Here is a 20056-nt window from a genome sequence, read left to right on the forward strand (position 1 = left end):
GTGGAATTCCTCCCCTCGGTAAAGCGGTGCTATTTTACGATGGCACCATTCGGCATGTCAGCCGGTACTGTGGCAAGCGTCAGTTTATCTCCTTCGGAAGCAGCCAAAATCATACCATTTGACATCTCACCACGCAGTTTTACCGGTTTAAGATTGGTTACACAGATCACTTTCTTACCTACTAGCTCCTCCGGTGAATAATGCTTAGCAATTCCTGATACCACCTGGCGCTTTTCAAAGCCAAGATCCAGCTGTAATTTCAGAAGCTTGTCCGCCTTCGGAATTTTTTCTGCTTCGATTACTTGTGCTACACGGAGTTCTACTTTAAAGAAATCGTCGATCGCAATTTCCGGGGCAATCGTTTTTTCTTCTGCCTGCTCCTGTGCTTCTTTCTTCTTTTTATTTTCTTCTGCTTGTTTACGAGCTGCTGCTGTTGTCTCATCAATTGCTGCGATTTCTTTTTCCAGCTCAAGACGTGGGAATAGTGCATCGCCTCGATTTACTTTTATACCAGCTGGTAGCTTGCCCCATGTTTTAGCTGACTCCCAATCGGTTACCCCTTCACCTGCTGTCAGGCCCAGTTGATTCCAGATGGCAGCCGGAGTTTTTGTCATGAATGGCTGCAACCCAACTGAGATAATACGGATACTCTCAGCCAGGTTATACATCACTGTACCAAGACGCTCTTTATTTGCCTCATCTTTTGCCAGTGCCCACGGAGCTGTTTCATCAATGTATTTATTCGTACGGCTGACAAGCTCCCATAAACTTGCTAACGCATTGCCAAATCGCATCTGTTCCATATGCTCTTCCAATCCGGCAAAAGCAGTGCGCGCTACTTCTTTCAGTGACTCATCCAACGCTTCTTCAGCTGTAGGAGCCGGAATTGTTCCAGCAAAATATTTATCGATCATTGCCGTTGTGCGGCTTACGAGATTACCCAGATCATTTGCTAAATCAAAGTTCAGGCGCTGAATGAATGCTTCTGGTGTGAATACACCATCCTGACCGAACGCAATTTCGCGAAGAAGGAAATAGCGAATCGAGTCAGAACCATATCGTTCGATGAGGAACTTCGGATCGATGGCGTTTCCTTTTGATTTCGACATTTTTCCGTCCGGCATAAGTAACCAGCCGTGCCCAAACACTTTTTTCGGAAGTGGCAATTCAAGTGCCATCAGAATAATTGGCCAATAAATTGTATGGAAGCGCAAAATGTCTTTGCCGATCATATGCACATCTGCTGGCCAGTATTTATTGAATTTCGTATCATCTTCGCTCATATAACCAAGTGCGGTAATGTAATTCGCCAGCGCATCAATCCATACATAAATTACATGCTTCGGATCATTTGGCAGCTTGATGCCCCAATCGAATGTCATACGGGATACACTCAAGTCTTCAAGACCTGGCTTCAGGAAGTTGTTCACCATCTCGTTACGACGAGACTCCGGCTGGATGAATTCTGGATTCTCTTCAATATATTGAAGCAGGCGTTCCTGATAATTGGACATCCGGAAGAAATAACTTTCTTCTTTTACAAGATTGACCGCGCGTCCACAGTCCGGGCAGACATGTTCACCCTCTTTTTTCGCCTGATGCTCGGTCCAGAACGCTTCACATGGCACACAATAGTAGCCTTCATATTCTCCGAGATAAATATCTCCTTTATCGATAAGCTTCTGGAAAATCTTTTGCACCGCTTGTTTATGACGCGACTGTGTAGTGCGAATAAAATCATCATATGAAATATCCAGGCGCTGCCACAAATCTTTAATCCAGTCTACAATTGGATCAATGAATTCAAGCGGCTGCTTCCCTTCTTCCGCTGCTCGCTGTTGAAGCTTCTGCCCGTGCTCGTCTGTTCCTGTTAGATAGAAAACATCGTATCCACGCAAGCGTTTGTAACGAGCCATTGCGTCACAGGCGATGGTTGTATACGCATTTCCGATATGCAGTGTGTTACTTGGATAATAAATTGGTGTCGTAATGTAATACGTCGGTTTCATAAAATTCCCACCCTTTCTTCTCATTAAAAAAACCCCACGTCCGCACTGGGACGAGGAGCTCTCGTGGTACCACCCAAATTCCCTGCTTGTACAACTATTTCTCAGACACAAACAGGCTTCAGTCCCGTAACGAGGGCTACGTCATACCCTTACTCAAAAGCTCAGGCACGAAAACTCCGGGGCCATGTTCATCCTGCTTTCCTTACCGGCTCTCACCTACCCCGGCTCTCTGAAAAAGTCCACAGAATTACTCTTCCCATCATCGTTATTTCCATTATTCACTACTATTCTATACAGAATTACCTGCATATAGTCAAGTAAAAGCCGTTTTTTGTTCGTCTTTTCCTTTTTTATGGTGTAAATTTACAGTTTTGTCGAATGAAATCACATTTTTTTCTTCATTTTGTCGAAATTCAACACTTTATATAATAAGTAAAAAATCCCTATTTTTAAATATATTAGAATCAAAATGTCATTAAAACGTTTATTAACTTGCTTAAAAAATGAATTTTATTCCTTTTATATAAGATAACGGGATGTAAATTTTGCATTTTTACATTTCAATCCCAGCAATTGGTTGACCAAAAGCACAATCCTTGATAATATAAGACTACAAACTATTGTCGAAATTTGACGACGAAATCAAAGCATACTTAATGGTTTGAGAGGAGACGCAATAAAAGATGAAATCAACAGGTATTGTAAGAAAAGTAGACGAACTGGGTCGTGTAGTAATTCCAATCGAACTTCGCCGTACACTGGGTATCGGGGAAAAAGACGCTTTAGAAATCTATGTAGATGGCGAGCGCATCATGTTGAAAAAATATGAGCCAGCATGTATTTTCTGCGGCAGCACGAACGAAACAGTTACGTACAAAAGCAAGATCATTTGCGGAGATTGCCTGAGCGAAATGCCGACTCCACAAAAAGCATAATTGTACTAGCCAAGTATTCATTGCATTTGCACGCCCTGTTATGAACTTCACTATAAAATAGATAAAATGAAACGACGAAGGCGCTTCCTTTATAGGAAGCGCCATTTTCTTTACTTTCTATTGATGATATTCATTATATACATCTCGCTTCGGAACACCACGATCATCTGCTGCCTGCTTCACCGCTGCTTTAGCGGGCATTCCCTGTTCTATATAATGATCCACATGCTCAACTACGCTCATAGCCTGCCACCACTCTACTTCTGTATCCGCTGCATCATGACCTGCCCCTTCAACAATAACCGTGAACTCACCGCGCACTTCTCCTTCTCCTTCCAGAAAAGCAAGAACATCGTCAAAAGAGCCGCGTATAAATTCTTCATAGCGCTTTGTCAGCTCGCGTCCAAGCGCAGCCTGACGATTCCCAAGAACTTCGCGCATGATGTGAAGCGTCTTAGTAATTCGATAAGGTGACTCATAAAAAATCAGTGTTTCCTTATACATACGCAAACGCTCCAATTCCTTGCGCTGATCTTTCTTTTCACGTGGTAAAAACCCCCGAAACACAAAACCGTCTGTCGGCAGCCCCGATACGATTAAAGCAGATAGGCCAGCGTTTGCCCCTGGAATCGGAATGACAGAGATGCCTTCTGCTACCGCATCCCGTACCAGCTCCTGTCCAGGGTCAGAAATAGCCGGTAATCCAGCATCACTTACAAGCGCTATTGATACTCCCTCTTCTTTCAGAAGCCGAATAATCTCTGGGCCGCTTGAAAGCCGATTATGCTCATGATAGCTAATCAGACGTGTATCAATCGCAAAATGTGTAAGCAGCTTACGCGTCTGACGTGTATCTTCTGCCGCAATAATATCAACCTCACGCAATGTGCTCACAGCTCGTACTGTCATATCATCCAGGTTGCCGATCGGTGTTGCGACCAGATACAGCTTTCCATACGGACTATCTGCAAAACTCTTTTGCACGAACATTACAATTCCTCCGTTTTACTTCCATAATATATGTCATGGATTTCCTCGCAATAGTGTCCGTCCTCCCGGTACACAATAAGCGGTGGCATCACTTTCAGATCAGGCTTTGCTCCACGTATACCTTCTATTAATACCATGTTTGCTTCTGCACCTGGTTTTGGATACACAATCCGCAGCCGCTTCGGTTCTAGATCATACTTCCGCATCTGATCCATGATCTCTGCCAATCTCCCGGAGCGGTGTACATACGCTACCTTGCCCCCTGGACGCACAAGTCGACTGCTTGCTTCAATCATCTCTTCAAGCGTAAGCATAATTTCATGCCGAGCAATCGCCACATGGTCACGTTTATTTAAGAATGAGGCATCGCTTGTCACGGGCATGTATGGGGGATTACAGGTAACCATATCATAGCGTCCGTATCCAAGGAACTGAACCGCTTCTTTTACATCACCATGATGAACTGTAATACGCTCGTTAAGTCCGTTTAATGCCATATTACGCACAGCCATATCATATAACCGATCCTGAATCTCAACGGCGTCAATTGGACATTGGCTCCGCGCACTCATCAGCAATGGCACAACTCCACTCCCTGTACACAAGTCGAGAATTCGCCCCCGTGTCCGTGGTACACTCGCAAACCTCGCTAGCAGAACAGAATCAATCGAGAAACAGAACACTTCTTTACTTTGAATAATTTTCATGTCTTCGGTGAGCAGATCATCAATCCGCTCCCCTGGATACAAGGTAATGTCTTTCAACGTACGCTGCACTCCTTCGTAAATCTTCCTATAAAAAACGACCCGTCCTATATCGCGGGTCGTTTTGATTATCCCTGTTTGTTTAAAAATGAGAGGCAGAATAAACAATCACCATCTGTTCGCAAACTTCCATAATGAACATTGCATATATGGAATCCTTCCTGATACAAACGAGCCAGATTATCGTATCCCTCTCCGACAGTAGCCGACTGCTGCTTTCCTTTTTTTGCACGAGAACCAGATCCACCAGCCGCTTTTAGCTTCGCTCGCTTCTCTAGTTCCTGCTCGCGCTGCTGCAATCGCTCGCGTAAATGCTGGTTTTCAATTAATAAATTCTTATTTTCCTCCAGCAGCGTAATCATACCTTCTTTTAGCTGACCGATCTCCTGGTATAAGCCGCCTACCTTCTCTTCAATCAGAGCAAGCTGGTGAAACATGCTTTGTTTATTCACAATCCCACCTCAGTTATTCTCTGGTCTCTTTCTCAGACGACACTAATCTCATCGAGCGGAAATTCCAGCATTCCCTCTGCTTCATACAGATTAACCTGTACTTTACGTTCTAACAGATTGACCCCTACAACTTTCCCATATCCCATCGCAGTTGCCACTTCTTTACCGATATCCGGAAGATCATCTTTTGCGCTTTCATAGTTGTCATTCTCATATTTCAGGCAGCACATCAGTCTACCGCAAAGGCCGGAAATCTTGGCTGGATTAAGTGATAAGTTCTGGTCTTTTGCCATTTTGATCGATACAGGTTCAAAATCCCCAAGGAAGGATGAACAACAAAGTATACGCCCACAAGGCCCGATTCCCCCAAGCATCTTCGCCTCATCACGCACACCAATCTGGCGCAGCTCGATTCGGGTTCGGAAAATAGCAGCCAGATCTTTAACCAACTCTCGGAAATCTACACGACCGTCCGCTGTGAAATAAAAGATAATCTTGTTTTTATCAAATGTGTATTCCACATCGACAAGTTTCATCTTAAGCTCGTGCCCGACGATTTTCTCCTGACAGATGATAAAGGCTTCTCCGGCAAGTCGCTTGTTTTCTTCCACCTGCAGCCTGTCCATCTCATCTGCGATCCGCAGCACTTTTTTAAGAGGCAGCACGACATCGTCGTCTGAAACTTGCTTACGTCCGATGACAACCTGACCATATTCGACTCCACGTGCTGTTTCCACAATGACACAGTCATTTTTCTCGACCGGAAATTCACCCGGATCGAAGTAATATATTTTACCCGCTTTTTTGAAGCGGATTCCTACTACGTCAAACAAACGTTATCCCTCCTGCAGACGAAGCACCATATCCTCCAGTGACAGCTGCAGATTCGCGTAATGGGCAAGCCGGTTTTTGGTCTCAAGAATAATCTTCATTCCAGTGGCCAACCGGCGCTGGCTTATGCGTAATGCCTGTTTCTGAAGGGGCTCCACCTGATCAATATTCATAATCTGGGACTCCTGCCCCAACAAGCAAAGAAGTATATCTCGAAACCAAAGCAAAAGGAGGTCAAGAAACAAGTCGATTCGCTCGACTGTTTTCTCTTGTTTCAGCAGTTTATCATGAAGGGTCACAAGGGCATACGTCCCCCGCTCCCATATATCCTCACTTAATTGTATCATTAGGCTTCTCAACTGCGCAAACGATTCTGTTTCACACAGCGCATGTGCCTGCTCAAAATCATTTGTAATAGCAGCAGCCGTACGGGCAAGACCTGCTTTTATGCCCACAGCTTCTAGCTGGCTTGCGATCTGTTCAGGGGACGGGGCAGCGAATTGAACAATCTGACAGCGTGACAGAATTGTCGGCAGGAGATTGTGAATCTGGTTCGTAAGCAGAATCGCCACAACTCCTTGCGGCGGTTCTTCTAGAAATTTAAGCAAACTGTTCGCTGCTTCCCGACTCATCTTTTCTGACTCTTCCATAATGTAAACTTTATGACTCGATTCCGCTGCTCGATAGGAAAGCTTTTTCTGAAGCGTCTGTACATCCTCAATACTAATGACATTTTTCTCAACGGCAATCCGATGAATGTCGAGATGATTGCCTTCTTCAATCAGGCGACAGTTTTTGCAAGTCCCGCAGCTATCTCCATCCTGACGTACACAAAAAATGGCCTTCGCAAAATGAAGAGCCATTTTCTTCTTTCCAGCACCTTTGGGTCCTGCGAACAAATATGCATGAGACAGGCGGTTATATTGTAAACTTTGATGAAGAAAAGAAGCAGGCCGCTTCTGCTCCGCAAATTCGCTCCACATCATACTTCACTTCTTTCATTTGTTTGCTACACGTACATATTCACGAGCAAGCCGCGAATTTCTCCTACTGTATCGAGGATATTAATCCCCTTCTGCTCTTTTTTCAGAACAGCATCGGTTACTTCATTCAGTTTCTTGTCGACTTCGGTAATGATTTTGTAGACTTTGCTGCGACCACGGCGGCTGAACCCGTGCCGTTCTTCAAGTGCGACACCGTTTTTCACCGCTTCTTCCATGAAATTTTTAACAAGCGACTTATATTCTTTCAAGTCTTTGACCGTCCGAGAACGGGCCAGGCGTTCTCCCTGTGTGTCGATCTGCTGAATCAGCTTATTTAGTTTTTCTACATCAAGATCCCGGCTTTGCTTCTGCATAACTTCGTCGAATTCTTCATAATACTGTGGGATCACTTTTTGCTTCTGCTCAATCCCAAGTGCTTTCTCGATTGGCATATTCTCGCCAATGCGCATGCTCACTCATCCTCTCGTCTGTTTCTTACGTTATCGGAAAAAATGACCGCTTCTGTTACGAAGGATGTACCGAGTGTTTTTGAGCCTGCAAATAAGGAAGGATATCCGCCTGTAATTCCTGCTCGATCTCTTCTACAGAACGATTCGCATCCACGGGCACAATTCGTTCCGCATACTGCTCACGAATAGTCATGAAGCCTTCATATACACGCTTATGATAGCTCGATGGCTTCTGTTCGATACGATCAGGTCCTTCCTGACTTGCAAATCGAGCAGCAAGACGTGCCTGGCTTACCTCAAGCGGCAGCTCAAGAAAATACGTTCGATCCGGTGCAACCCCACCTGTCGCAAAACGGTTTACGGCCAAAATGTCTGACAGTGGGAGTCCTAGTCCATATCCTTGATATGCCAAGCTGGCATCAAGAAAGCGATCACACAAAACAATTTTTCCTTTTTCAAGTTCCGGGACAATTTTCTCCCGAACATGCTGGGCGCGAGATGCGGCATATAGCAGCACTTCTGTCGCTTCCTCCATCTCCTGATGTTCCGGGTCCAGTAGAAGCGCTCGAATACGGTCGCTAATCCGTGTGCCACCGGGCTCCCGTGTGAGAATAACTTCATATCCCTGTTCTTGTAAAAATGTATGCATACGCGCGATCTGAGTTGTTTTCCCCGATCCGTCGATTCCTTCAAATGTAATAAAGCAACCTTTCACCTGCTGCTCCTCCTCTATGGGTATATCGCTATCATATCGGAAAAAGAACCATGTGAACAGCGTAAGAAATAGGAGATTAGCAGAGAATCTTTATCGTCTTCATAGCAGGGTCCAAGGCCCCCTGAAAATAGCCGCCCGACTCCCGAATCTGAACAATCATCTGAACGTGTCGACCTGTAATGATTTCCCCCGGAATGAGAAGTGGAATCCCCGGTGGATATGGAATAACCATCTCTGCGCAGCAACATCCGATTGCCTTATCAAGCGACACAACGAGATAGCTGGAATGAAACGCTTCTTGAAGCGGTCTTGCAGGCACGGAAGTCTCCCCTGCATTCAGCCAAAGTGATGCAGAGTTTCCCGTTCTTACTGGTGCCACTGTTTGTTCTACTTGCATAAGACGCCTGTCTATTCGGCTAAGTGCCTGGGCTGCACGCTCGATTACCTGCCTGTCTGTATCGATTGCAAATACAAGCACCACATTACGCGGGTCAGCCATCTCTGCCGTACATCCTTCTTCTTCCAACCATTCTAACAGCTGATATCCTGTCACTTGGCTTTGCGTACTCCTAATCACCCATTTCAATGGATCACGACTATAGATTCCCTCTGCTCCGCTCCAGATCGTTACGGATTGAAGATGCCTGCTTAGTTCTATCTGAGCCTGTTCAAGTCGCTCAATGCTTTCTGTTAGCTTCTCACGCCCTTCCTGTACGAGATAGCGCCGCGCAACGTCCAATGATGCTAATAAAGGATACGAAGGACTGCTCGACTGCACCATAGCTAGTACAGTAGCTAGACGATTTCGATCAATCCGCTCCCCCCTCACATGCAGCATAGAAGCCATCGTCATAGCCGGAAGCATTTTATGGGTAGATTGTACAACAAGATCTGCCCCGCACATCAAAGCACTCTCTGGCAATACTTCTGCCTGTCCATAATGCGCACCATGTGCTTCATCTACAAGCAGCGGAACCCCTGCAGTATGGCATATTTCCGCTGCCTCTTTCAGGTTCATTCCCATTCCATAGTAGCTTGGATTCGTAAGCCAGACCGCCCGTATGTCTGGATACTCTTGTAACGCTTTTTTAATGAAAGACGGGTGGAGACAAGATGCTACTTCCGTCTCGTGCTCGATTTCTGGTGCGATAAATACAGGATTAGCTCCCGCTAACAACAATCCGTTAAACACGGACTTATGAGCATTGCGCTGAACAAGAATCTGCTCCCCTGGTCTGCATACCGCCAATGCCGCAGCCAGATTTCCTGCGGTAGTCCCTCCTACCAGAAAAAATGTTTGCTCTGCTCCAAATGCTTCTGCTGCAAGCTGCTGTGCTACAGCAATAGCTTCTTCTGGATGGTGCAAATCATCAAGTCCTTTTACTTCTGTAGCATCAATAGGTAGGATAGATGCAAAATGCCTGCGCGCTTCTTGATCAAATACCTGTCCATCTTTATGGCCAGGCACATGCAATGGTTCGTTTTTAGTTGCTACATATGTACAAAGTGCCTCATATAGAGGTGCCTGTTTCTGATTCATATTATAATCCCCCTCTCTGTATTCTCCCACATTACCATTCAAAAAAGAAAACCTTTCCCACACAATGAGAAAGGTTACTACGCATTTTGTTTGAGCCAAATCTGGCGCATTTGTTTAATGAAAAACATATATTTATCTTCCGTTGCATCCGTCTTAATCATTTCTGTCTCACAGTGCCTGCATACAAATGAGTCAAAAATAAAAATACCTTCTGGTTCATCCTGACTGCAAACGATACAGTTACGATAAGTGTGCCCCGTCATGAAATTGTACCGCCTTCCTTTTTTAAATCTATTCTTCCCCATTATATTTATTTTCATACACAATGTTCATGTTGTGATAAAGTAGTAAAATTAGCCCAAATAATTCGATTTGGGACGCCGATAAATACTTAGAGATATCTTTTATTAAGGAAAGAAGGGTTTGGGTGAATAGCTTGGAAAATATAATACATAAAGGAAAAGTAGAAGAAAATGCTACCATATACAGCTATACGCTTCATTATCGTTATCGCTGGAAAATCCCTATGATTATTATGCAATTGGTATTACTTGCTTTGTTTTCAATTGGATTTCTTTATACTGCTCGATTTGAGGCAACCCAGCTAGTGAGTGTACTCGGTCAGCTTGCCCTTCTCTGGATGCTGCAGGGATTTTCATTTTGGCTGTATTGTTTCACTTCTTCTTATTCACTACGCTGGCATATTGATGCATTTCTCTCTCCCTGGGGAGGATGGCGAACAAAACAGCCTCTTTCTATTATAGATTATCAACAGAATGAGTGGCTTTTTTTCTCTTTAGGCATAGCCATAAGCCTATTTATTGGCGCATGGTGGGGACTTTTATATGGATATTACATGGGAGTTTTTCATGTTGTTTGCAGCATTCCTCGTCTTTTAACCGTTTTTCAACTACAGAAGTGGAAACAAACAAGTCGTCCTTACATTATTAAGCATGAACCACTCGGTATCGGTCTATATTCTACAACAGGATGAATTGACCAAAATAAAAACCTCTATCGTGATTAGATAGAGGTTTTTTCTGTACCTTCAAAACTGAATCGAAACGTTTTTGTAAGCTTATTATTGGTTAAGCCCTCGACCGATTAGTATTCGTCAGCTCCGTACATTGCTGCACTTCCACCTCGAACCTATCTACCTCATCATCTATAAGGGGTCTTACCAGCTTATGCTGTGGGAAATCTCATCTTGAGGGGGGCTTCACGCTTAGATGCTTTCAGCGCTTATCCCGTCCGCACATAGCTACCCAGCTGTGCTCCTGGCGGAACAACTGGTGCACCAGCGGTGCGTCCATCCCGGTCCTCTCGTACTAAGGACAGCTCCTCTCAAATTTCCTGCGCCCACGACAGATAGGGACCGAACTGTCTCACGACGTTCTGAACCCAGCTCGCGTACCGCTTTAATGGGCGAACAGCCCAACCCTTGGAACCTACTTCAGCTCCAGGATGCGATGAGCCGACATCGAGGTGCCAAACCTCCCCGTCGATGTGGACTCTTGGGGGAGATAAGCCTGTTATCCCCAGGGTAGCTTTTATCCGTTGAGCGATGGCCCTTCCATGCGGAACCACCGGATCACTAAGCCCGACTTTCGTCCCTGCTCGACTTGTAGGTCTCGCAGTCAAGCTCCCTTGTGCCTTTACACTCTGCGAATGATTTCCAACCATTCTGAGGGAACCTTTGGGCGCCTCCGTTACCTTTTAGGAGGCGACCGCCCCAGTCAAACTGCCCGCCTGACACGGTCCTTCATCCCGGTAAGGGATGCAAGTGAGAAGGCCAGCATTGTCAGGGTGGTATCCCAAGGACGCCTCCCCCGAACCTGACGGTCCGGATTCAACGGCTCCCACCTATCCTGTACAAACAATACCAGCATTCAATATCAGGCTGCAGTAAAGCTCCATGGGGTCTTTCCGTCTTGTCGCGGGTAACCTGCATCTTCACAGGTAGTATGATTTCACCGAGTCTCTTGCCGAGACAGTGCCCAAGTCGTTACGCCTTTCGTGCGGGTCGGAACTTACCCGACAAGGAATTTCGCTACCTTAGGACCGTTATAGTTACGGCCGCCGTTTACTGGGGCTTCGGTTCAAAGCTTCGCCTTGCGGCTAACCTTTCCCCTTAACCTTCCAGCACCGGGCAGGCGTCAGCCCCTATACTTCGCCTTGCGGCTTCGCAGAGACCTGTGTTTTTGCTAAACAGTCGCTTGGGCCTTTTCACTGCGGCCCCCTCGCGCTTTGACACGCTACCGGGGCACCCCTTCTCCCGAAGTTACGGGGTCATTTTGCCGAGTTCCTTAGCAAGAGTTTTCTCGCGCGCCTTAGGATTCTCTCCTCGCCTACCTGTGTCGGTTTGCGGTACGGGTACCTCACTCCTCGCTAGAGGCTTTTCTTGGCAGTGTGAGATCAGGGACTTCGCTACTTTAATTCGCTCGCCATCACAGCCTGGCGTTACAGTGTACGGATTTGCCTATACACACGCCTCACTGCTTGGACAGACATAACCAGCAGTCTGCTCACCCTACCCTCCTGCGTCCCCCCGTTGCTCAAACGGAGTGGAGGTAGTACAGGAATTTCAACCTGTTGTCCATCGCCTACGCTTTTCAGCCTCGGCTTAGGTCCCGACTAACCCTGAGAGGACGAGCCTTCCTCAGGAACCCTTAGGCTTTCGGCGGAAAGGATTCTCACCTTTCTTTTCGCTACTTACACCGGCATTCTCACTTCCTACCGCTCCACCAGTCCTTCCGGTCTGACTTCACCGCTGTAGGAACGCTCCCCTACCACTGCACCATACGGTGCAATCCACAGCTTCGGTACTACGCTTAGCCCCGTTACATTTTCCGCGCAGAGTCACTCGACCAGTGAGCTATTACGCACTCTTTAAATGGTGGCTGCTTCTAAGCCAACATCCTGGTTGTCTGGGCAACTCCACATCGTTTCCCACTTAGCGTAGATTTAGGGACCTTAGCTGGTGATCTGGGCTGTTTCCCTTTTGACTACGGATCTTAGCACTCGCAGTCTGACTCCCGGACCGTCTGTATCTGGCATTCGGAGTTTGACTGAATTTGGTACCCCGCGAGGGGCCCGCGTCCAATCAGTGCTCTACCTCCAGTACAGGCATCCGAGGCTAGCCCTAAAGCTATTTCGGGGAGAACCAGCTATCTCCGAGTTCGATTGGAATTTCTCCGCTACCCACACCTCATCCCCGCACTTTTCAACGTGCGTGGGTTCGGGCCTCCAGTGCGTGTTACCGCACCTTCACCCTGGACATGGGTAGATCACACGGTTTCGGGTCTACGACCACGTACTCATTCGCCCTATTCAGACTCGCTTTCGCTACGGCTCCGGCCTATCCGCCTTAACCTCGCACGTAATCGTAACTCGCCGGTTCATTCTACAAAAGGCACGCCGTCACACATTAATTGTGCTCCGACTAGTTGTAGGCACACGGTTTCAGGTTCTCTTTCACTCCCCTCCCGGGGTGCTTTTCACCTTTCCCTCACGGTACTGGTTCACTATCGGTCGCTAGGGAGTATTTAGCCTTGGGAGATGGTCCTCCCGGATTCAGACGGGGTTTCACGTGTCCCGCCCTACTCAGGGTACGTCTCGGAGAGACAGTCATTTCGACTACAGGGTTGTTACCTTCTCTGACGGGCCTTTCCAGACCGCTTCATCTATGACTGTCTTTTGTAACTCCATGTGAGACGCCCTACAACCCCAGAAGGCGAACCTTCTGGTTTGGGCTACTCCGCGTTCGCTCGCCGCTACTGACGGAATCACTATTGTTTTCTCTTCCTCAGGGTACTTAGATGTTTCAGTTCCCCTGGTATGCCTCTCCCTGTCCTATGGATTCAGACAGGAGTACTACCCCATTACGGGCAGTGGGTTTCCCCATTCGGACATCTTCGGATCAAAGCTCGCTTACAGCTCCCCGAAGCATTTCGTCGTTCGCCACGTCCTTCATCGGCTCCTAGCGCCAAGGCATCCACCGTGCGCCCTTTGTAGCTTAACCAAAATTGGTTTCACCTTAAAGGTCTATACTTTGGATATAAATCCTTAGCTTACGTTTGTTTCGATTCAGTTTTCAAAGAACAAGCAACTTTTATATTCTATCAGAACAAACAATAGTTTGTCAACAAACTTTTTTGTTTGTTCCGCCCGGCGACGTCCTACTCTCCCAGGGAGTTGCCCCCCAAGTACCATCGGCGCTAAAAGACTTAACTTCTGTGTTCGGGATGGGAACAGGTGTGACCCTTTTGCCATCGTCACCAGACTAGAATAGAATTTTTGGTGGAGCTAAGCGGGATCGAACCGCTGACCTCTACACTGCCAGTGTAGCGCTCTCCCAGCTGAGCTATAGCCCCATGTTTATGAAGCTAACTCTTTTTATAAATGAAGGAAAATAAAAAATTCCTTCAAAACTGAACAGTGAAATCTCGACGTGTGCAAAGTCTCCATAGAAAGGAGGTGATCCATCCGCACCTTCCGGTACGGATACCTTGTTACGACTTCACCCCAATCATCTACCCCACCTTCGGCGGCTGGCTCCTTGCGGTTACCTCACCGACTTCGGGTGTTGCAAACTCTCGTGGTGTGACGGGCGGTGTGTACAAGACCCGGGAACGTATTCACCGCGGCATGCTGATCCGCGATTACTAGCGATTCCGGCTTCATGCAGGCGAGTTGCAGCCTGCAATCCGAACTGAGAATGGTTTTCAGGGATTTGCTCACTCTCGCGAGTTGGCTGCCCGTTGTTCCATCCATTGTAGCACGTGTGTAGCCCAGGACATAAGGGGCATGATGATTTGACGTCATCCCCACCTTCCTCCGTCTTGTCGACGGCAGTCTCCCTAGAGTGCCCAACTAAATGCTGGCAACTAAGGACAAGGGTTGCGCTCGTTGCGGGACTTAACCCAACATCTCACGACACGAGCTGACGACAACCATGCACCACCTGTCACCTCTGCCCCGAAGGGAGCCTCTATCTCTAGAGATTTCAGAGGGATGTCAAGCCCTGGTAAGGTTCTTCGCGTTGCTTCGAATTAAACCACATGCTCCACCGCTTGTGCGGGTCCCCGTCAATTCCTTTGAGTTTCAGCCTTGCGGCCGTACTCCCCAGGCGGAGTGCTTATTGCGTTAGCTGCGGCACTGAGGATTGGAGTCCCCAACACCTAGCACTCATCGTTTACGGCGTGGACTACCAGGGTATCTAATCCTGTTTGCTCCCCACGCTTTCGCGCCTCAGCGTCAGTTACAGGCCAGAGAGCCGCCTTCGCCACGGGTGTTCCTCCACATCTCTACGCATTTCACCGCTACACGTGGAATTCCGCTCTCCTCTCCTGCACTCAAGTCTCCCAGTTTTAGGTGGCCCTCCACGGTTGAGCCGTGGGCTTTCACACCTAACTTAGAAAACCGCCTGCGCGCGCTTTACGCCCAATAATTCCGGACAACGCTTGCCCCCTACGTATTACCGCGGCTGCTGGCACGTAGTTAGCCGGGGCTTTCTCGTAAGGTACCGTCAGACCGGGAGGTCATCCCGGCGGTTCGTCCCTTACAACAGAACTTTACGATCCGAAAACCTTCTTCGTTCACGCGGCGTTGCTCCGTCAGACTTTCGTCCATTGCGGAAGATTCCCTACTGCTGCCTCCCGTAGGAGTCTGGGCCGTGTCTCAGTCCCAGTGTGGCCGATCACCCTCTCAGGTCGGCTACGCATCGTCGCCTTGGTAGGCCTCTACCCCACCAACTAGCTAATGCGCCGCAGGCCCATCCGACAGTGACTCATGGTCTTTCCCAGCAAGGAGATGCCTCCTTGCTGCGTATCAGGTATTAGCACCGGTTTCCCGGAGTTATCCCTGTCTGTCGGGCAGGTTGCCTACGTGTTACTCACCCGTCCGCCGCTAACATCAGGAGTGCAAGCACTCCATCTGTCCGCTCGACTTGCATGTATTAGGCACGCCGCCAGCGTTCGTCCTGAGCCAGGATCAAACTCTCCAATAAAGTTGAAAAGATGATTCGCTGAGCTCGAAAGCTAGCTTATAATTAAATCGAAATTGATTGAACTCGCACACTCGAGTTTCACTGTTCAGTTTTCAAGGAACTTCTTTAGCAATTCATCGCCCGACTGTATTTCAGTGGCGACCTTTATAATTTATCATGTCCCATAAATTAAGTCAACACTTTTTTATTTTGTTTTTAAAATGAACTAAAAAATAAAAAGTCCGTTGTAACGGACTTTTACACTGTAGCATTGTTTTTGGCTAGGGTCAACATTTGTTCACAAGAGAAACTGTTTAATAACAACTAGCGTAGCAAGACCCGGTACACCAAGGAACCCCGTTATGGTTACCGTCACAGGATTAACCGGGAGATGAAATGAGATAGACTGTCCAGCCAAATTAAACAAAAATAGCATAATACTGCCCACAACCAGATTTCCCAGCCCCCACCCGATCCATTTAATAGGTCTCCACGCAGCCTGATTCATAAGTAAAAATACACTTATCGCAATCGCTACAGCTACCCCAATTGTCCAGCCATTCAACAGCTGTCTCCCCCTTTTCCCAATTATTTATTTTTTAAGAAAATAAATAAGTACAGTAACAGAGTTATTAAGTGAATGAAATAGTATAGATGCCCAGATACTTTGATAATGATGGCGTAGCCACCCAAGTATTATGCCCATAATAAATAAAGAAGGGAAAAAAACAGGGTCTACATGGAAAATGCCAAACAATAAACTCGAACCTATAATTCCAGCTGCTGCCCCCAGCCGATTTGTAATCGCCGTTTGTAGTACACCTCGAAACATCATCTCTTCTGCGATCGGCACAAACATCCCAATCAGTGTTATTTCCAGAAGTCCCATCATCATACCGAGGCTCTTAGCTTCTGTTACGCCGCCAGAGATTTGTTCTTCACGCCATGAATACAGATCTACATGTAATCCCTGTGCAATTGGAATTGTTACCAATCTATCTAATAAAAAAAGAGAAGCCAAATAAAAGCCCACAACCGCCCCAATCATCGAAAACATTCGGGTCGGTCGAACAAACCCCAGTTCGTCCATTCTCCCAGCAAATAAAATCAGACCGCATACAAGCATAATAATCTGCATTAACAAAGACTCAATAAGTCCCCCCGGTGTATCCGCTTGAAAAAAAGACCCATCTACAAACTCGTACAAAATATACGTTGCTCCTGTAAACGCCTGATAAAGTGCAAAGTAATACAACAAGTCCGTTCCGGTTAGTTCTCGCTCCCAAAGCAAAAGTCTCCTGCGACGTACTTTTATAAGAGCCGGCACAAACACAAAAATCGGCAGCACACTTAGCCCAAGCACGCTGAAAGCCAACCATCGGCTTGCTTCACCTGTCGCCACAATCCGCCACAACCCTTGCTCTGTTACTACCAAGCGAAGCGTAGAAAAATGAAATACCTGCGCACTTATATATCCAAGCAGCAGAAGTATACTCGAAACTACAGCTACTTGTTCCCACCGTCGATTCTTCGCCACATCCTCACCTCGCCATCTTGTACAAACATATTCCGAATTCCCCTATAACAGAACAAGCTCTCCTTGATAAAAAATAAAGATGCTCAGCAATACGATGCTGGCATCTTCACTTTATCATGGAAAGAACAACCTATTACAACTCTCTTCTTCCCTCAAGTGCTTTTGAAATCGTTACCTCATCCGCGTATTCTAGATCCCCGCCTACCGGCAGACCATGCGCAATTCGGGTCACCCGAATACCAAACGGTTTCACAAGCCGAGAGATATACATTGCAGTCGCTTCCCCTTCAATATTCGGATTGGTCGCTAAAATGAGTTCCTGTACCTCTTCATTTTCTAAACGCCTGAGCAATTCTGCGATGCGAATATCTTCTGGTCCGACTCCTTCCATAGGAGAAATCGCGCCATGCAACACATGATAGTACCCCGTAAATTCACGTGTTTTCTCCATCGCAATCAAATCTTTCGGCTCTTGCACGACACAAATGGTAGATATATCTCTTGATGTGTCGGAACAGATACGGCACGGGTCAACATCTGTAATGTTCTGACATACCGAGCAATAAAACAAATTCCGCTTCGCATTTACAAGCGCCTTGGCAATATCAAGCACATCATCTTCTTTCATGCCAAGCACGAAAAAGGCCAGACGGGCTGCCGTTTTCGGGCCGATGCCTGGCAATTTCATAAATCCATCAATCAATTTAGCTATCGGTTCGGGATAATACACGTATGCCTCCCTATGACCTAGAACATCCCCGGCATATTCATACCGCCTGTGAAACGTCCCATGCTTTTCGATGCCATCTCATCGGCTTTATTGAGCGCTTCCGTTACCGCAGCCAGCACAAGATCTTCGAGCATTTCAACATCATCCGGGTCAACCGCTTCCGGCTTGATCTTCACTTCAAGAATTTCCTTCTGACCATTCGCCTTCACAGTTACCATGCCGCCGCCAGATGTTCCTTCTACGGTCTGTTCCTTCAGCTCTTCTTGCGCCTTTTGCATTTGCTGCTGCATTTTCTTAACTTGCTTCATCATATTTTGCATATTTCCGCCACCAAACATATTGTGTTCCTCCTAATCTTTTATGTCCACAAGGTCTTCGCCAAACAACTTTATCGCTTCATCAACCAGTGGCTCTGCTTCGGGAGCAGATACCGACTCCTCTCCCGATCCTTTCTCTGGCAAAACGGCTGCCTGCCGAATCTCCTGCCACTGACTTTCCATCAAGGTAAATAATTCAACAGGACGATTTATAAATCCTTTTACAACTTCTTCAAGTAACTTCTTATTTAATTCGCGTGATGTTGTCTCACAATGAATCACGCTCTTAAAGCAGACCACGATTCCATCCTGAGAGAGTGCAACCGGCTTGCCATCAAGGAGCCAGGCATGCAGTTGGATGCTGCGTGATTTAACTGTCCCAAGAATGTCCGGCCAGATGGACTGTAACTTCCGTAATTGTGGCTCAATCGAATGAACCGCCACATCTTGAATGCGACTAACCGGAATTTTGACTGTCGGCTGAAGGCTGGAACGACGCTTTTCTGGACGAGTCGGTTGCGACACGGGTGAAGCTGAGCTTCCGTCTGTTTCCATCTGCTTAAGGCGCTTCTCCAGTATATCAATTCGCTGTAGAAGCTGTGCCACATCCGCAGATAAAACAGCAGGGGCGCCTGACGGATTCTCTCCACCCCCCATAACTTCCTGTTCAGAACCTGTCGCTTGGCAAAGCTGAATCAGAATCAGCTCGAGCATAATCCGCGGCTGACTGGCCCACTTCATCTCACTCTTCGCCCGGTTCAACTGCTCAATAACAGCGAAAATGTGCGGACGTACCAGGCTGTCTGCTAGCTTTGCGAATTCTGGTTCCAGTATGATCCGGTCCTGAATCTCTTCTAACGCTGGCGCTGTTTTATACAGCAGGAGGTCCCGGAAGTAAAAGAGTAAATCATCCAGAAACTGCTCCGGGCTTTTACCTTCTTGCACAAGGCGGCGAACAATGTCGAGTGCCGTAGCAGTTGCCCCATCCTGGATTGCCGTAACCGTCTCACTCAACAAACCATGGGAAGCGGCACCCGTAATGGCGATCACATCTTCAAGATCAATCTGTTCGCCACCGAACGAAAGAGCCTGATCAAGCAAGCTCAATGCATCCCTCATCCCACCTTCTGCCATACGTGCAATAAATGTCAGCGCCTGATCTGAAATCTGGACGTGTTCCGCTTCGACTGCCTCGCGCATCCGCTTCACAATTGCTCCACTTCCGATACGTCGGAAATCAAACCGCTGACAGCGGGAAATAATCGTAGCCGGAAGCTTATGTGGATCTGTCGTTGCCAGAATAAAAATCACATGGGCTGGCGGTTCTTCCAACGTTTTCAGTAAGGCGTTAAACGCTTCCGTCGTCAGCATGTGCACTTCATCAATAATATATACTTTATACCGTACTTGAGTCGGCGCATACTTCACTTTATCACGAATATCCCGAATTTCTTCAATTCGTCGATTCGAAGCAGCGTCAATCTCCATGACATCGACAACAGAGCCTTCTGTAATTCCACGGCAGGCCGCACATTCGTTGCAGGGTTCCGCTGCCGGACCCTGTTCACAGTTAATCGCCTTCGCCATCACTTTGGCTGCACTAGTCTTACCGGTACCGCGCGGCCCATTAAATAAGTACGCATGAGAAAAACGCTGCTCTTTAATTGCGTTTTGCAGCGTACGAGTGATGTGTTCCTGGCCTACGATATCATGAAATGTCTGCGGCCGCCAAACACGATATAATGCACGATATGTCATGTTTGCCTCTCCGCTTTCTTGTCCATATATGCTACCTAA

17 protein-coding genes, 1 tRNA gene, 3 rRNA genes and 1 other annotated feature are annotated in these 20056 nt (G+C 47.1%); of the genes, 2 read left to right on the forward strand and 19 right to left on the reverse strand.

What is annotated here, in order from left to right:
- Window positions 1-29: 29 nt before the first annotated feature.
- Window positions 30-2009 (reverse strand): methionine--tRNA ligase, encoded by a 1980-nt coding sequence (gene metG / locus PO771_RS19060; RefSeq protein ID WP_272561199.1) that lies wholly within the window; start codon window positions 2007-2009, stop codon window positions 30-32.
- A 43-nt stretch (window positions 2010-2052) separates the two neighbouring features.
- Window positions 2053-2281: a binding site (T-box leader), on the reverse strand.
- A 411-nt stretch (window positions 2282-2692) separates the two neighbouring features.
- Here metG and PO771_RS19065 point away from each other — a divergent pair.
- Window positions 2693-2944 carry an AbrB/MazE/SpoVT family DNA-binding domain-containing protein gene (locus tag PO771_RS19065; protein WP_272561200.1) on the forward strand — a complete coding sequence of 84 codons (252 nt, stop codon included), beginning with the start codon at window positions 2693-2695 and terminating at the stop codon, window positions 2942-2944.
- Between the two features lie 117 nt (window positions 2945-3061).
- On the opposite strand, the gene rsmI is transcribed toward PO771_RS19065, so the two are convergent.
- The 9 genes from rsmI to PO771_RS19110 form a co-directional block, all read right to left on the reverse strand.
- Complete coding sequence (gene rsmI / locus PO771_RS19070; protein ID WP_272561201.1) at window positions 3062-3934, reverse strand: 16S rRNA (cytidine(1402)-2'-O)-methyltransferase; 873 nt, start codon at window positions 3932-3934, stop codon at window positions 3062-3064.
- Window positions 3934-4641, reverse strand: a complete 708-nt coding sequence (locus tag PO771_RS19075; RefSeq protein ID WP_272563223.1) for a tRNA1(Val) (adenine(37)-N6)-methyltransferase — start codon at window positions 4639-4641, stop codon at window positions 3934-3936. Before PO771_RS19075 ends, rsmI begins: the two co-directional genes overlap by 1 nt.
- Before the next feature lie 125 nt (window positions 4642-4766).
- A complete protein-coding gene (yabA, locus tag PO771_RS19080) occupies window positions 4767-5150 on the reverse strand; it encodes a DNA replication initiation control protein YabA (RefSeq protein WP_272561203.1) in 384 nt (127 codons plus the stop codon).
- A 32-nt stretch (window positions 5151-5182) separates the two neighbouring features.
- On the reverse strand, window positions 5183-5983 hold the full coding sequence (locus PO771_RS19085; RefSeq protein ID WP_272561204.1) for a PSP1 domain-containing protein: 801 nt from the start codon (window positions 5981-5983) through the stop codon (window positions 5183-5185).
- A 3-nt stretch (window positions 5984-5986) separates the two neighbouring features.
- Entirely contained in the window at window positions 5987-6967 is a 981-nt protein-coding gene (gene holB / locus PO771_RS19090; RefSeq protein WP_272561205.1) for a DNA polymerase III subunit delta', read from the reverse strand.
- 23 nt (window positions 6968-6990) lie between these two features.
- Window positions 6991-7434 carry a YaaR family protein gene (locus PO771_RS19095; RefSeq protein ID WP_272561206.1) on the reverse strand — a complete coding sequence of 148 codons (444 nt, stop codon included), beginning with the start codon at window positions 7432-7434 and terminating at the stop codon, window positions 6991-6993.
- 55 nt (window positions 7435-7489) lie between these two features.
- Window positions 7490-8149, reverse strand: coding sequence for a dTMP kinase (gene tmk / locus PO771_RS19100; RefSeq protein WP_272561207.1), 660 nt, complete (start codon window positions 8147-8149; stop codon window positions 7490-7492).
- 76 nt (window positions 8150-8225) lie between these two features.
- The gene (locus PO771_RS19105) at window positions 8226-9689 is read right to left on the reverse strand and encodes an aminotransferase class I/II-fold pyridoxal phosphate-dependent enzyme (protein WP_272561209.1); all 1464 of its coding nucleotides are present in this window, start codon (window positions 9687-9689) and stop codon (window positions 8226-8228) included.
- A gap of 77 nt (window positions 9690-9766) precedes the next feature.
- Window positions 9767-9952, reverse strand: a complete 186-nt coding sequence (locus PO771_RS19110) for a sigma factor G inhibitor Gin (RefSeq protein WP_272561210.1) — start codon at window positions 9950-9952, stop codon at window positions 9767-9769.
- Window positions 9953-10116: 164 nt separating this feature from the next.
- Between PO771_RS19110 and PO771_RS19115 the strand changes: the two genes are divergently transcribed.
- Window positions 10117-10683: a hypothetical protein gene (locus PO771_RS19115; protein ID WP_272561211.1), complete on the forward strand. Its 567-nt coding sequence runs from the start codon at window positions 10117-10119 to the stop codon at window positions 10681-10683.
- 90 nt (window positions 10684-10773) lie between these two features.
- On the opposite strand, the gene PO771_RS19120 is transcribed toward PO771_RS19115, so the two are convergent.
- From PO771_RS19120 to dnaX, 9 genes are all read right to left on the reverse strand, one after another.
- Window positions 10774-13710 (reverse strand): 23S ribosomal RNA (locus tag PO771_RS19120).
- 144 nt (window positions 13711-13854) lie between these two features.
- A 5S ribosomal RNA gene (gene rrf / locus PO771_RS19125) occupies window positions 13855-13971 on the reverse strand.
- 15 nt (window positions 13972-13986) lie between these two features.
- A tRNA-Ala gene (locus tag PO771_RS19130) sits at window positions 13987-14062 on the reverse strand.
- A 96-nt stretch (window positions 14063-14158) separates the two neighbouring features.
- Window positions 14159-15696 (reverse strand): 16S ribosomal RNA (locus tag PO771_RS19135).
- Together the 16S, 23S and 5S rRNA genes with 1 tRNA gene alongside form the textbook arrangement of a ribosomal RNA operon.
- Before the next feature lie 277 nt (window positions 15697-15973).
- The gene (locus PO771_RS19140) at window positions 15974-16240 is read right to left on the reverse strand and encodes a pro-sigmaK processing inhibitor BofA family protein (protein WP_272561212.1); all 267 of its coding nucleotides are present in this window, start codon (window positions 16238-16240) and stop codon (window positions 15974-15976) included.
- Window positions 16241-16267: 27 nt separating this feature from the next.
- The gene (locus PO771_RS19145; RefSeq protein WP_272561213.1) at window positions 16268-17212 is read right to left on the reverse strand and encodes a CPBP family intramembrane glutamic endopeptidase; all 945 of its coding nucleotides are present in this window, start codon (window positions 17210-17212) and stop codon (window positions 16268-16270) included.
- A gap of 133 nt (window positions 17213-17345) precedes the next feature.
- A complete protein-coding gene (gene recR, locus PO771_RS19150) occupies window positions 17346-17942 on the reverse strand; it encodes a recombination mediator RecR (RefSeq protein ID WP_272561215.1) in 597 nt (198 codons plus the stop codon).
- Window positions 17943-17959: 17 nt separating this feature from the next.
- The gene (locus PO771_RS19155; RefSeq protein WP_272561216.1) at window positions 17960-18280 is read right to left on the reverse strand and encodes a YbaB/EbfC family nucleoid-associated protein; all 321 of its coding nucleotides are present in this window, start codon (window positions 18278-18280) and stop codon (window positions 17960-17962) included.
- A 12-nt stretch (window positions 18281-18292) separates the two neighbouring features.
- Window positions 18293-20017, reverse strand: coding sequence for a DNA polymerase III subunit gamma/tau (dnaX, locus tag PO771_RS19160; protein WP_272561217.1), 1725 nt, complete (start codon window positions 20015-20017; stop codon window positions 18293-18295).
- Window positions 20018-20056: the final 39 nt, after the last annotated feature.

Source organism: Aneurinibacillus uraniidurans, from assembly GCF_028471905.1.
Taxonomy (GTDB): domain Bacteria; phylum Bacillota; class Bacilli; order Aneurinibacillales; family Aneurinibacillaceae; genus Aneurinibacillus; species Aneurinibacillus uraniidurans.